Genomic DNA, 13,538 nt, shown 5'->3' on the forward strand with positions numbered 1-13,538 from the left:
CAAGAAAAAAGCCTGTGAATGAATCAAGGAATGCATTCACAGGCTTTTTTATAAACTTATATTTTAAATTCTTTTTATTTTTCCTGTTTCATACCTAATAATTGATTCTTCATTTCTGTTTCTAATTGGTTTAATTCAGTTTCTGCTTGTCTACGTTTATTTCGACCTTGTTCTTGAATTTGGAGCGTTTGTTCAATCGTATCAATAATATCTTGTTGTGTTGTTTTTAAGGTCTCAATATCAACGACACCACGTTCATTTTCAGTAGCTGTAGCAACTGCATTTTGTTTTAATAGTTCTGAATTCTTGAGTAACAAATTATTCGTTGTATCTGTTACTGCTTTCTGTGCAGAAACTGCATTGCGTTGTCTCATTAACGTCAAAGCAATTGACATTTGATTTTTCCATAAAGGAATGCTCGTTAAAATGGAACTTTGAATCTTTTCTGCTAAGGCATGGTTTACATTTTGAATCATTCGAATTTGAGGTGCTGTTTGTATAGCAATTTGTCTGGATAGTTGTAAGTCATAAATACGTTTATCTAATCTATCTATAAACTGTTCCATATCTGATACAGCTTGAACATCCATTTGATTACCTGTAGATTCAGCTTGTGCGTTTAATTTAGGCACATCTTCCTGTTGGAGTACTTGTTGCTTTCTTTTAGCAGCTTCAATATACAGTGTTAATTCATCAAAATACGCTTTATTTAAATTATACAATTCATCTAGCATTCCTATATCTTTATTTAAATTATTTTTATGTTTGTCTAATTCAATAGAAATACGATCAATTTGAGAACCGACAGATTGCATTTTTGAAAAAATTTCATTTACTGATGCTTTTGTTCTTCTGAAAATACGTTTTAATTTCGATTGATTTTCTGGGTTTAACTCATCTGGGTTTACTGATTTAAGTTTGCTCATCAATCCATTTAAGGATTCCCCAACAGGGCCAACATCTGTAGTTTTTACCTCATTAAGAATACGTTGTGAGAATTGAGACATATCAGATTGTGCAGTAGTACCATAATTTAATAAGCTATCATTATCCATTGGTTTTATTTGTTTACTCAATTCATCAATTTTCTGTTGATCTTCTTGAGTAAATTGTTTTGTGCTGTTGATAATTTCCGATTCATTTGCTGATTGTTCATCAATATATTTATCCAATGGATGCGAATTTAAAAAGTCTTGTTCTCTTACCATTTAATTTCACTCCATTTCTTCATGTAATTTACTTATGCCTTTTTTGTTCAATTTTATTTAATTCCATTTCTATATCTAATTGACTATAGTCTTCTTCATTAATTCTCTTTAAGTCCGCTACTAAAGTTCGTTTAACTTCATCTAATGTGATACGAGTTTGTGCTAACTTTTGCTTTTCTTCTTCAGATTTTTTTGGAGATTTTGCTAATCTCGTATAAGATTCAATGAGATTCAATGCATTATCAATATGAGAGTAGAAAAAACTTTCTACTTTAAAAAACATTCTGGGTTGTTGTTTAACAGCAAAGTAAATAGCTCGAGATAATCTATATATTTCATTTACTTGTCTAAAATCTTTGATTGATCTCACATTAACAAAAGATTTTAAAATTCTTCTTATCTTGTCTTGAGCATTATTTAATTGACTATTTACAAAATGATAATCTCTTCGTGTTAAGCCAATTTCATTTAAATATTTTCTAGAAGTTAAACGCTGAGTAGGGAAGTAGAATGCTATAAACGCTACTGCAGAAATAAGAAAATCAAAAATAAAATTTAATTCTAATGCAAATATACTAGAAATCCACGCGATAACTGCTATTGGAAAAGCAATAATGGTCCCATAAATTCGCGAAATATTATATCTCAAACTTCATCTTCCTTTATAATGTACTAAAATTTTTCCATGATGGGTTCGTTTCTATTTCTTCAATTTCATAATCTTCAACTTGAGAAGCAGGTGAAGCACCCTCAATGATAGCGTTAATAAATGAAGTTAGTGATGTCTCATCACTTTGGGCATAAATCTCTACATAATCAGATATATTTTGAACAGTACCCACAACATTATATTTTCTTGCTATCTTCTCAGTATAATAGCGAAAACCAACACCTTGCACTATACCGAATACTTTAATATGTTTGCATTGCATATAATCACCTCTTATTATCATTATACGAAATTTTGTCATACAAAACTAATATTTTTGTCTGAACAACAATTGTCTATCCGTCAAAAGTATGAAACAGATAACTTGATTTTGTGTATGATACAGTTAAAATATTACACATAGCTATTTAGCAATATCATTTGAGTATCGATGAATAAATGTATTCTTTTAATACATTACATACATATAGCTAATATTTGCAAATAAATCAAAATGAACGTAATAAATCAAACTTAATATAATGTTGATAATGAACGAAAAATGTATTTGACGAAGTTAAAATATGAAGTTGAAAGTGAAAGGGTGTAATTTACATGTGGACAGTTGCAAAAATTCGAGCTGATTATGAAGGCTGGTGGTTATTTAGTGACTGGACTGATCATATCGTAGAACAATATCATTTTGAAAACTATGAGAAAATGCTAAATTACTATCAATCAATCATTGAAAATAGTAAAAGGCATTATGATAATTTCCTAGTTGGTAAATACAATATTCATGCATTTTATAATAATTGTGAATTAGGATTTTGTGAAGATTGTGATGAAGATTTACAGATTTTTTATAGTTATATTGTTTTAAATAATAATGAAGTTTATTATAAATTACCGATTGTTTAATAAATTGTTTTTTCATAATTGCATTGCATTTTCAGCTATTATGGCTTATAATATGAGTCAAGCAATTGTTTTATTCCATATTGCAAAGAATATTGTAAGACAGATTTACACTGTGAAATTGTATTTTTTGTAATATGCGAATAATGCATATTGAATGAATATTAGTCTTGGAGGTTTCACATTTATGAAACAAGGTACAGTAAAATGGTTTAACGCTGAAAAAGGATTTGGTTTTATCGAAGTAGAAGGAGAAAACGATGTATTCGTACACTTCTCAGCGATTAACCAAGAAGGTTACAAATCATTAGAAGAAGGTCAATCAGTTGAATTTGAAGTAGTTGAAGGCGACCGCGGTCCTCAAGCTGCGAACGTTGTAAAACTATAATATAGATTGCAATATTGACTATAAAAAGAACCTTGTTAAAGGTTCTTTTTTAATATACAAATTAATAAATTGTAACTTAAAAAGCTCTTTTTAAAGTGAATACTCGTAAATCGAGTACTTTAAAAAGAGCTTTTAAATATGTTTGGTTCTTTATAATACTAACAAGTTATTTTGTATCATTTATTATTAATTGTCGCAATGATTGTCGTTTTATAACTTCTCTCGCTTTACTATCTTTTAAAAAGAATACTGATGGCTTTTGCATTTGGTTATAATTAGAAGCCATGGAATAATGATAGGCACCAGTTGATAATACTGCTAGATAGTCACCACGCTTAACTGTACTAGGTAACTTAGCATCTTTAATTATAATATCTCCAGACTCACAAAGTTTACCAGCAATTGTTACAGTTTCATCTTTAGGCTCATTTCTATTAACTAACAATGCTTCATACTGTGCGTCATATAACGCAGTACGGATATGATCACTCATACCACCATCTACCGATACATATTTGTTAACATTGGGAATCTCTTTGATTGTGCCAACTTCATATAATGTTATACCAGCTTCTCCAACAATGGATCTCCCAGGCTCTATTCCAATTTCAGGAAGAGGGTAGTCGAATTCAGTTGAAAATTGTTTAATTGCATCAGTGATTTCAGTAATACCTGTTTCGATAGGGAAACTAACATCACCCTCAACATATTTAATACTGAAGCCACCACCCAAGTTAATCAGCTCAACATTTATAGCATTTTCTTTTAACCATTGAATTACTATTTTTGCAGTTTCAATCATTGCTTCTGTGCCTTCAATTTGTGATCCTACATGAAAGTGAACGCCTTTTAATTTTAAATGCTTAGTGTTTTTTACTTTTTCAACTGCTTGTATTGCCAACCCATGTTTAATTGACAGACCAAATTTACTATCTTCCTGACCAGTTTGAATAAATTCATGAGTATGTGCTTCTACACCAGGGTTTAAACGTAATACGACATTAACCGTTTCACTCGCATACTTATCGATGAGTTCTATTTCTTCTAAAGCATCAATAACGATGTAACCAACTTGACTTTCTAATGCATACTGTATCTCATGTTTTGTCTTGTTGTTACCATGAAAATGTATATGCTGTGGATCAAAACCTGCCTCCAATGCTGTATACAGTTCTCCTTCAGATACTACATCAAGTTCAAGACCTTCTTCTTGTACTAATTTCACCATTTGTAGACAGGTAAATGCTTTAGAAGCATATGAAATGTTATAGTTCAATCCACTTTTCTGAAAAGCAGAGTGAAATCGTTGCATTTGTGTTCTGATTTGATCTTCGTCATAAACAATCGTAGGGGTACCGAAACTTTGTGCTATTGTTTTAAGACTTGTACCTCCCATTGTTAACTCGCCACGATCATTATATTCTACTACCATAATTTATCTATACTCCTTTATTAGTGAGTCATGATTCATTGCACTTAATTGTTCAGAATTCGCGCCAACACCTTTAAATGTAAACTCATCAACACGAATATCATTATTATATAATATTACTTCGTCTTGTGCATGCACGTTATGATCAACTTCAACAAACATATGACTCATCATCAACGCACGAATAGGGTAACGCTTGCCATTGATAAGTGCCTCATGTTTTGCTCTTGACTTAAGAATACCATCTCCATAGCCAATATCAACTACTGCTAATTTTGTATGATCATGTTTAGCTTCAAATGCAAAACTATAGCCACAATAATCTCCTTCATTTACTTCACGAATTTGGATGACATTACCTTTTACAGTCAATGATTGTTCAATCGCATTTACATCAATTGTTTGATAAGGTCTAGAGCCATAAAGCGCAATACCGACTCGCGCATGTGTATGGTTTTCAAGCACCCCGTTTTCTCTATAATAGCTTGCACTGTTTTGTGCATGTATCATATCAAAGTGATAACCTTCGTCTATTAATGTACTAACAATATCTAACCAAGCCTTACGCTCTACGTTATATTCAGATACATCAAATTCATCAGCATATCCAAAGTGGGTCCATAAACCAGCGATATGCATTTTATTTTTATTTGCATTTTTCATATGATGATGTATCACTTCTCTTATTTCATCAATATTTTTCAAACCTGAACGGTGAAGTAAATTTTCAAATTCTAAATGCACTTGAATACCTTGTAAATCTTCAATATGTTCATAATAGAAGTTTAATGAGGGGAGGGTCATTTGAATCTGATAATCTCGTACTTTATCAAATTCATACACCGCATTCATTAAAAAAATTGTTGCATTAGGGGCTAATTGTCTAATGCGAACTGCTTCTCTTAAGGAAGTCGTACTAAAGGTATTGATACCTGCTTTTAAAAATTGCTGTACAGCAAATTCCAATCCGTAATGATAAGCATTATTTTTAACTACTGCCATAATTTGATTATTTTGGATTACTTTAAGCGCATTATTATAAAATCGTTGAGCATCAACAGACCATATTGCTGTCATTGTGTTTCCACCTCACTGTAGGATTTTAAAATCGCTTCATAATAATCTACAATTTTAATTAACATATGTTCATTAAAATTTAAATGGGCAGTATGCAACCCTGTTACAAAACCATTTGACTCGTCTCGTACACCGACAAAAATAAAATAACTAGGTGCAAGTTGACTATAAAAGCTAAAATCTTCGCCAAATAAATACGGTGTGGGCTTGTCTACTATTGTTAAGTTGGCAATGTTCAGACCATTTTCAACATGTTTACGTAATTCAGGTGAATTATATGTTGGCGGATAGCCTTCTTCAAACTTCACTTCACAATCAACATCAAACAATAATTTTACACTTTCAGCAATTTTGTTCATTTGCTGTTTAACAGTTTCCAAATCATAGACATCATAAGTTCTAATTGTACCTTCTAAATAACCATTGCTAGGAACTGTATTTATGGCTTCTCCAGCTTCAAAATGACCCATATGTACAATATTTCTCTTTAACCCATTTAAATGGAATTGTTGTATCTGACCAACTTGACTTAAAACATGCTGTAGCGCTTCTCCAGCAGAATGTCCTTGCTCTTTGTCCGCAACATGACTTGATAGACCAGTTAAATAAAAACGATATTCTGTGGCACTTGCTGTAATTTCTTCGTCACGAATCACAACTCGACCTTCATCTTCAAAAGGCATTACGTGAATACCAAATATAGCTTCGATAGGGTATTTATCAAAAGCGCCTGCACGGATTAAACGATTTGCGCCACCTCCAGTTTCTTCAGCTGGCTGAAAGATAAATACAATATTTTGAGGTAGTGTACCTTGATCTGCCATAGATTTACATCGTTTAACAAATAGCATTAATGCAGTTGTATGTCCATCATGCCCACATGCGTGCATAACATTATCAGTTTTACTACGATACGGGATGTCATTCTCTTCATAAATAGGTAAGGCATCTATATCCGCGCGATAAGCAATCGTATGATTACCATTACCAGGAAGATAGGCAATCAAACCCGTTTCCAGTGGCCGATGATATTCGATATTAAGATCATCTAAAAATGCTGCAATATATTTAGTGGTTTCAAATTCATGGAGGCTTAATTCTGGATGTTGATGTAAGTGACGTCTATGGGTTGTAACAAATTCTAACTCATTCATTAAAATCAAATCCTTTTAGTTATTGTAATATGTATAGGTATAAATTAATGCTCAATTAAGAAGATTTATGTATAAAAAGGAGGTTAGACGACTTGCATAGTTGCATATTGATATATACATTAAAATAAATGTATTTATCAATGATTGCATGTTATGTCGTCTAAAACCTCCTATAAATATTAAAATTTCAGTTTTTATTAATTAATCATTTAATTTTCTTAGTGCTGAAACGATTTCTCTTTTTGAATCTTCAACTTCACTTGTTTGCTTAATTACTTTTGCTGGTGTTCCAGCAACTACAGATCCAGCAGGGACATCTTGCGTAACGATTGCACCAGCTGCAACAATAGAACCTTCACCAACACGAACACCTTCAAGAATCACTGCATTTGCACCAATGAGTACGTCATCTTCAATGACCACTGGTGATGCACTAGGCGGTTCAATTACACCAGCTAATACTGCACCAGCTCCAACATGGACGTTTTTGCCCGTAGTAGCACGACCGCCAAGTGTTGCGTTCATGTCTACCATTGTTCCTTCACCAACTACAGCACCGATGTTGATAGTAGCACCCATCATAATTACTGCGCCATCTTCAATAGTAGCTTGTTCACGAATAAATGCACCAGGTTCAATACGTGCATTAGTATTAGTTAAGTCTTTTAATGGAATTGCTGAATTACGACGGTCCATCTCAACTTCTAATTCATCAATCACTGATTGATTATTTTCATAAAATTGCTTCCAATCATCCGCTTCACAAAAGATTACTTTAGAATCAGAACCACCAAACACTTTAAAGCTGTCAGGGAACGTTACTTTGTCAAACTGACCATTCACATAAACTTTAAGTGGTGTAGATTTCTTTGCATCACTTATATATTGAATAATTTCTTCTGCCGTTAAATGTTGTACCATAATTTAATTCGCTCCTTAAAAGTTATAAATTATCAAATGTATAAAATTCATTTGATTTATTAATTAATTTTTCTGCTGCACCAATCGCTCCATTAGCAAAAATATCTTTTGATTGAGCGCGGTGGGTGATTTCTATTGTTTCATCAGTACCTGCAAATAAAACATCATGTTCCCCAACAATCGTACCACCACGTATTGAGTGAATACCAATTTCATCTTGGGAACGCTTTTCATTTATTTCATGTCTGTCGTAAACTGGTGTTGTCTTTTCACGTAAAGACTCAATTACATCATAAAGTTTTACTAATGTACCACTAGGCGCGTCCACTTTTTTATTATGATGTGCTTCTGTAAGTTCAATGTCAAAATCTTGAAGTAGGGGAACAGCAGCTTCCAAAATTTTAGTTAATGCGTGAACCCCATAACTCATATTTGCACTGAAAAATACTGGCATTTCACTACTTAATTCTTTTAATTTTGCAATAATTTTTTCTTTTTCTCCAGTTGTTGCGATAACTAATGGCAAATTAAATTCATCGTCTAACAAAGGCAACAATAACTCTGGATTTGAAAAATCAATTGCGACATCAGCATCTTTAACGTCTGAAATACTTTGGTACGTTGGATAAGGATATGATTTTGAGGAATTAGGTACAATCACACCTTCAATTTGATGTCCTTTTTCTTCAGCTAATCTTGCTACCCGTTGATTCATGGCTCCATAGCCTATTAAAACAATCTTCATGTATTGTCACCTGCTTTAAATTGTTCGTATGCTTGCTCTAACGTTTGACGTTCTGCATCTTGAAGCTTCACTAATGGGAGGCGTACTTCATAATTACCAAACCCTTCAACCGCTGTTAATGCTTTGATTGGAATAGGATTGACATCAACAGCTAATGCATCTAATAGTGTTTGAATTGGTTGAAATTGTGAATTGATATCTTTTCCACTTTGTTTTGCTTCGAATAAAGACTGGAACGCATTAGGAATTACATTTGCTGCAACAGAAATGACACCGTGACCACCTTTTTCAAAATAATCAACCACATTATCATCATTACCGCTGTACAAAGCAAAGTTATTTAAATCTAATCGTTTTTTCAATTCATCCATATATTCAAAATCATTAGTAGCATCTTTTATCGCTACAATATATTCATTATCACTTAATGTTTCAACTGTTTCTGGATTAATAGTCATGTTCGTACGTGAAGGTACATTATACAAAATGACAGGTAATTTTACTGCGTTAGCTATAGTTGTAAAATGTTCAATCAATCCACGTTGATTTGTTTTATTATAGTAGGGCGTAATCAACATAATACCATCTGCACCAATTTCTCTCGCACGTACTGAAGCTTGGATAGATTTTTGAGTATTATTTGTACCCGTTCCAGCGATAACTGGCACTTTACCATCTACATAATTAACAACTGTCTCCAACACTTGATCTTTTTCTTCATCTGTTAAAGTAGGATTTTCGGCTGTTGTACCATTAACCACAATACATTTCGCATTATTTTCTAATAAATATTTTACATGTCTTCTAAGCGCATTTAAATCAACTTCATTGTGTGTAAACGGTGTTGTTAGAGCAACACCTACACCTTCAAAAATATGTCCCATTTTATTTTACTCCTTTCAAACTCATTACTTGTTCTAGAACTTGTACTGCATTTAAAGCCGCACCTTTTAGTAAATTGTCTGAAGTACACCAAACATGGAAAGTATTATCTAATGAATCATCTCGACGAATTCTACCAACAAAAATTTCATCTTTGCCAGTAGCGTTAACCGCCAATGGATATTCATTTTGTTCTGGATTATCAATAAGTACAACGCGTTGATCATTGTCAAAGAGTTGCTGAATCGCTTGAACTGAACTTTCACTTTCAAGCGTAACGCTCATATGTACACTGTGACTATCTTGAACAGGTACACGTACACAAGTTGCTGTTACTTTTAAATTATCATCTTTTAAAATTTTTCTAGTCTCATCAATCATTTTTTGTTCTTCTTTTGTATACCCATTTTCTAAAAAACTATCAATATGTGGCAACACATTATTATAGATAGGGTGAGGGTATGCTTCCGGGTCTTTACCATTCGCACCTTCAGATAAGTCTTGTCTACCTTTTACACCAGAACCTGAAACTGCTTGATATGTTGTATAAGCTACACGCTCTAGGCCAAATGCTTCTTGTAATACTTTTAAAGGTACAACTGATTGAATAGTAGAGCAATTTGGATTAGCGATAATCTTTCTGTTTAAAACAGGTTCATTAACTTCAGGTACAATTAAATCAATGTCATCTGCCATTCTCCATTGACTAGAATTATCAATAACAATGGCACCAGCTTGTTCAAAAATAGGGGAGAAGTGGGCACTTGTACTTCCACCGGCACTCATTAAAACATAATCATAATGTTCACTTGCAGCCTCTTCAGTTAATTCTTTAACAGTATACGTTTTGCCTTGGAATTCAATTTCTTCTCCTGCTGAACGTGCTGAAGAAAACAATACTAATTCATCAAACGGTACATTTTTACGATCTAATGTTTCTAACATTTTTCTTCCTACTAAACCAGTTGCGCCTGCTATTGCTAATTTTGTCATAGAATATACACTCCATTTTCATTTTTATAAGTTTTTAAAAATTAATTATATTTAGAAAATTCAGATATCAAAAGTTTGATATAAGGCATGAACTGCACGTTCACCATTTTCGGAATCTATTACACATGAAATACTAATTTCTGATGTGGTGGTTTGATAAAAAGCAATATCATTTTCAATCAATGTGATAAATGCTTTTGAAGCAACACCAGACATATCTCGCATACCAGAACCAATTAATGAAAGTTTAACGTATCCTTCGTTAATCTTGAAGTCTAATGCATTAAATCTTTCTTTTAACACATCTAAGATGTTTGTTATTTGAACAGCATCTGTATCTTTTATCGTAAAAGACATTTGCAACCCTTCTAAATTAATGATTTGAGAAATCATATCCACATTGACTGATCCTTCTTCTAAAAGATTGAATAAATCCGTCAATAATCTATTGTCCGGTAGGGGATAACTAATTGTAACGTGTAACATGTGTGTATCTAATGCTACACCAGTAACTGCTTTTTTTTCTAATAATTCTGCTTGTGACATAATCCATGTTCCTTTCACATTTGATAAAGTTCTTCCTAAATACAGTGGGATGTTATAATTATTTGCTATCTCCACACTCCTAGTTTCAAGTACACCTGCACCTAAAGCACTCATCTCCATCATTTCCTCATAAGATACATATGCTAATCGTTTCGCATCTTTGTAAACCCTTGGATCTGTCGCATATACACCATCTACATCAGTATATATCTCACAAGTCGTTTGATTACTTGCAGCTAAAGCTACAGCAGTCGTGTCTGAGCCGCCACGACCTAAGGTAGTTATTTCTAATTCATCATTAATACCTTGAAACCCTGCTATCACTAGTACATCATTGTTTTCAAAAGCTTGTTCAAATGTACTAGGATTGATTTCAGCAATTTTACTTTTCAAATGATGCCCAACCGTTTTAATTCCTGCTTGATATCCAGTCATCGCTTTTGCGTTTACACCGATATCATTTAATACCATCGACAAATAGGAAACGGTCTGTTGTTCACCGGTTGTTAATAGCAAGGCTAATTCTTGATCTTTAGGTGTCGTAGTAAGCGTTGAAACATTAGCCATAAGCTCATCTGTTGTTTTTCCCATTGCACTAACGACAACGATAAGTTGTTCGCCTTCATCAACTCTTGTTTTTAACATGCCTGCTATATTTTTAATTTTAGTAAAATCACTTACGGAAGAACCTCCAAATTTCAAAACACTTCTTTCCAATTCCATATCCTCCTCATTTGATAGGGGAGAATCACAGTGATATAAAAAAAGAACAAGTCCGGAATGCGAACCTGTTCTATAATTTATATACAAGTGATGCACTCCATTATTTTAAAATAATGACAGACTCTTAGCTCTTAACCATAAAGTCCAACTTGTTATAAGCTGCTATTATAACTGTTTCGGCATCTCACCCTTTCAAAATTAGCTGCTAGCAGACAGGTTCTTCTAAAATTTACTAATGATTGATGCGCCTCATCAAAACTTATTTAATTTTGTTTATGAATCATATTATACATATGCTTATATATACTGTAAACCGCTTTTACAAAGTTTTTTAAATTTACTGAAAAATTAAACCGTTTTATTAACGTTTTGCTAAATAAGTGTAATTATATATATATTAAAATTTAAATATTCAAATGTATGAACTATTAATTTAAAATTCTTCATAAGTGGCCGGATCTTGGTCTTTACGTCTGCCATCTGTACGTGTTAATGCATTGATTTTCTCAATATCATTACTATCAAGATAAAAGTCAAAAATATCCATATTTTGCAGTTGTCTTGATACAGTTGTAGATTTCGGAATAGGCACAACACCATTTTGAATATGCCATTTTAATATAACTTGAGGAATTGTTTTATTATGTTTTTTAGCAATTTCGACCAGATTTTCATCATCAATAACACTAGAAGCACGACCTAATGGGCTCCATGCTTGAGTAACAATTCCTTTGGATGTGTTGTATTGAACTAATGCTTCTTGATTGAAATACGGGTGTAATTCAATTTGGTTTACTGCTGGCAGAACACCAGTTTCTTGTTGTAGTGTTTCGATATGTTCTGGTAAAAAATTACACACACCAATCGATTTTATTAAGCCCGCTTTTTGTGCTGCAATCATTGCTTGCCAAGCTTCAACATATTTACCTTGTTTAGGATTAGGCCAGTGAATTAAATATAAATCAAGATACTCAACACCTAAGCGATAAATTGATTCCTGAATTGCAGTCAGTGCATCGTCGTAAGATTGATAACGTCCAGGCAATTTTGAAGTAATCATAATTTGATCTCGTGAAACACTGCTCATCTCGATTGCTTTACCAACTGTTCCTTCATTCTCATAATTATAAGCTGTATCTAACAAACGATAACCTTGTTCTAATGCATTCACAATTGCATGTGCACCATGCGCACCATTTAACTTATATGTACCAAACCCAATTTGAGGAATCACTTGTCCATCTAACATATTTAACTGTTCCATTTACATACCTCCATAACGATATATGTCTTTGATTATATAATGCATAACCATTTATGCCTAATATTTAGTCTTCATAGGGGAGAAGACTATAAACAAAAAAAGCTGAGATAAATCAATATCTCAGCTTCAGAACATAGACAAACCCTTTGCATTAATTTGCGAAGGGTTTGTCTATTGTCTATTTACATAGCTTTTTCAAAATAGTAGGGGTATTTCAGACCATTATTGGCCATTTTACTAACCATATTGCCATTTTTTAAAGATTCGTGGTAACGCAAATTATCATGGTATGCATAGAAACTTTGTCATGACGTCTATATTTCGTTCATCGCATACCATGTGTTCTTTTATATCGCCAAATCTTCTCTCAATTGTTTGACTTCGCAAATTATATTGTTTCTTTACAGTATCAACAATACTTTTCAATTTGGGAGAGAAAAGTATCTTTTTCCACAATTTCTTTGATTGTTTGTCACATTGACTTGAGACAAAATATTCTCTGAATTAATAGTGTTTTTAGTGTGATATTGGCAGTAATTTGGGCCGACTCCTGCGGGAAGAGCACTAGCCGAAGACTACAGGCAAAGGCAGTGCCCGCGGAAAGCGTGCACAAAAAAACTGCCAACAAAGCGAATACT

The 13,538-nt window shown here is 32.9% G+C and carries 14 protein-coding genes and 1 riboswitch; of the genes, 2 read left to right on the plus strand and 12 right to left on the minus strand.

Annotation, left to right across the window (positions count from 1 at the left end):
* Nucleotides 1–74: 74 nt before the first annotated feature.
* From KA856_RS07315 to KA856_RS07325, 3 genes are read right to left on the minus strand one after another with little or no spacing between them, the layout of a single operon-like run.
* Nucleotides 75–1,208, minus strand: a complete 1,134-nt coding sequence (locus KA856_RS07315) for a toxic anion resistance protein (protein WP_210138585.1) — start codon at nucleotides 1,206–1,208, stop codon at nucleotides 75–77.
* Between the two features lie 28 nt (nucleotides 1,209–1,236).
* On the minus strand, nucleotides 1,237–1,857 hold the full coding sequence (locus KA856_RS07320) for a 5-bromo-4-chloroindolyl phosphate hydrolysis family protein (protein ID WP_107383928.1): 621 nt from the start codon (nucleotides 1,855–1,857) through the stop codon (nucleotides 1,237–1,239).
* Nucleotides 1,858–1,870: 13 nt separating this feature from the next.
* Nucleotides 1,871–2,140 carry an acylphosphatase gene (locus tag KA856_RS07325; protein WP_107383929.1) on the minus strand — a complete coding sequence of 90 codons (270 nt, stop codon included), beginning with the start codon at nucleotides 2,138–2,140 and terminating at the stop codon, nucleotides 1,871–1,873.
* Nucleotides 2,141–2,472: 332 nt separating this feature from the next.
* Here KA856_RS07325 and msaA point away from each other — a divergent pair, with 332 nt between their 5' ends.
* The gene (gene msaA, locus KA856_RS07330) at nucleotides 2,473–2,778 is read left to right on the plus strand and encodes a regulatory protein MsaA (RefSeq protein ID WP_064208967.1); all 306 of its coding nucleotides are present in this window, start codon (nucleotides 2,473–2,475) and stop codon (nucleotides 2,776–2,778) included.
* A gap of 184 nt (nucleotides 2,779–2,962) precedes the next feature.
* Nucleotides 2,963–3,163, plus strand: a complete 201-nt coding sequence (gene cspA / locus KA856_RS07335; protein WP_001831260.1) for a cold shock protein CspA — start codon at nucleotides 2,963–2,965, stop codon at nucleotides 3,161–3,163.
* Between the two features lie 166 nt (nucleotides 3,164–3,329).
* Here cspA and lysA read toward each other — a convergent pair whose 3' ends face one another.
* The 9 genes from lysA to KA856_RS07380 all read right to left on the minus strand — a co-directional run bounded on the left by lysA (nucleotide 3,330) and on the right by KA856_RS07380 (nucleotide 12,900).
* A complete protein-coding gene (gene lysA, locus KA856_RS07340) occupies nucleotides 3,330–4,595 on the minus strand; it encodes a diaminopimelate decarboxylase (RefSeq protein ID WP_107383930.1) in 1,266 nt (421 codons plus the stop codon).
* A gap of 3 nt (nucleotides 4,596–4,598) precedes the next feature.
* A complete protein-coding gene (locus tag KA856_RS07345; RefSeq protein ID WP_107385787.1) occupies nucleotides 4,599–5,672 on the minus strand; it encodes an alanine racemase in 1,074 nt (357 codons plus the stop codon).
* The gene (locus KA856_RS07350) at nucleotides 5,669–6,826 is read right to left on the minus strand and encodes an amidohydrolase (RefSeq protein ID WP_107383932.1); all 1,158 of its coding nucleotides are present in this window, start codon (nucleotides 6,824–6,826) and stop codon (nucleotides 5,669–5,671) included. Before KA856_RS07350 ends, KA856_RS07345 begins: the two co-directional genes overlap by 4 nt.
* 201 nt (nucleotides 6,827–7,027) lie before the next feature.
* Nucleotides 7,028–7,747, minus strand: coding sequence for a 2,3,4,5-tetrahydropyridine-2,6-dicarboxylate N-acetyltransferase (gene dapD / locus KA856_RS07355; RefSeq protein ID WP_107383933.1), 720 nt, complete (start codon nucleotides 7,745–7,747; stop codon nucleotides 7,028–7,030).
* A 22-nt stretch (nucleotides 7,748–7,769) separates the two neighbouring features.
* Nucleotides 7,770–8,492 carry a 4-hydroxy-tetrahydrodipicolinate reductase gene (gene dapB / locus KA856_RS07360; protein WP_107383934.1) on the minus strand — a complete coding sequence of 241 codons (723 nt, stop codon included), beginning with the start codon at nucleotides 8,490–8,492 and terminating at the stop codon, nucleotides 7,770–7,772.
* On the minus strand, nucleotides 8,489–9,376 hold the full coding sequence (dapA, locus tag KA856_RS07365) for a 4-hydroxy-tetrahydrodipicolinate synthase (RefSeq protein WP_107385785.1): 888 nt from the start codon (nucleotides 9,374–9,376) through the stop codon (nucleotides 8,489–8,491). Before dapA ends, dapB begins: the two co-directional genes overlap by 4 nt.
* A gap of 1 nt (nucleotide 9,377) precedes the next feature.
* Nucleotides 9,378–10,367, minus strand: coding sequence for an aspartate-semialdehyde dehydrogenase (locus tag KA856_RS07370; RefSeq protein ID WP_107385784.1), 990 nt, complete (start codon nucleotides 10,365–10,367; stop codon nucleotides 9,378–9,380).
* A gap of 60 nt (nucleotides 10,368–10,427) precedes the next feature.
* Nucleotides 10,428–11,636: an aspartate kinase gene (locus tag KA856_RS07375; RefSeq protein ID WP_107523336.1), complete on the minus strand. Its 1,209-nt coding sequence runs from the start codon at nucleotides 11,634–11,636 to the stop codon at nucleotides 10,428–10,430.
* Nucleotides 11,637–11,718: 82 nt separating this feature from the next.
* Nucleotides 11,719–11,897: riboswitch (Lysine riboswitch) on the minus strand.
* Nucleotides 11,898–12,069: 172 nt separating this feature from the next.
* Entirely contained in the window at nucleotides 12,070–12,900 is an 831-nt protein-coding gene (locus KA856_RS07380; protein ID WP_107523337.1) for an aldo/keto reductase, read from the minus strand.
* Nucleotides 12,901–13,538: the final 638 nt, after the last annotated feature.

Origin of the sequence: Staphylococcus sp. GDB9P120P, assembly GCF_017893435.1 — a bacterium.
GTDB classification, from domain to species: Bacteria; Bacillota; Bacilli; order Staphylococcales; family Staphylococcaceae; genus Staphylococcus; species Staphylococcus cohnii.

Bases quoted from the DNA above. Each gene is read 5' to 3' on its own strand.
- lysA (WP_107383930.1), bottom strand. From the start codon at position 4,595: ATGGTAGTAGAATATAATGATCGTGGCGAGTTAACAATGGGAGGTACA.
- KA856_RS07375 (WP_107523336.1), bottom strand. From the start codon at position 11,636: ATGGAATTGGAAAGAAGTGTTTTGAAATTTGGAGGTTCTTCCGTAAGT.
- cspA (WP_001831260.1), top strand. From the start codon at position 2,963: ATGAAACAAGGTACAGTAAAATGGTTTAACGCTGAAAAAGGATTTGGT.
- msaA (WP_064208967.1), top strand. From the start codon at position 2,473: ATGTGGACAGTTGCAAAAATTCGAGCTGATTATGAAGGCTGGTGGTTA.
- KA856_RS07350 (WP_107383932.1), bottom strand. From the start codon at position 6,826: ATGAATGAGTTAGAATTTGTTACAACCCATAGACGTCACTTACATCAA.
- KA856_RS07370 (WP_107385784.1), bottom strand. From the start codon at position 10,367: ATGACAAAATTAGCAATAGCAGGCGCAACTGGTTTAGTAGGAAGAAAA.
- KA856_RS07380 (WP_107523337.1), bottom strand. From the start codon at position 12,900: ATGGAACAGTTAAATATGTTAGATGGACAAGTGATTCCTCAAATTGGG.
- KA856_RS07325 (WP_107383929.1), bottom strand. From the start codon at position 2,140: ATGCAATGCAAACATATTAAAGTATTCGGTATAGTGCAAGGTGTTGGT.
- dapD (WP_107383933.1), bottom strand. From the start codon at position 7,747: ATGGTACAACATTTAACGGCAGAAGAAATTATTCAATATATAAGTGAT.
- KA856_RS07345 (WP_107385787.1), bottom strand. From the start codon at position 5,672: ATGACAGCAATATGGTCTGTTGATGCTCAACGATTTTATAATAATGCG.
- dapB (WP_107383934.1), bottom strand. From the start codon at position 8,492: ATGAAGATTGTTTTAATAGGCTATGGAGCCATGAATCAACGGGTAGCA.
- KA856_RS07315 (WP_210138585.1), bottom strand. From the start codon at position 1,208: ATGGTAAGAGAACAAGACTTTTTAAATTCGCATCCATTGGATAAATAT.
- dapA (WP_107385785.1), bottom strand. From the start codon at position 9,376: ATGGGACATATTTTTGAAGGTGTAGGTGTTGCTCTAACAACACCGTTT.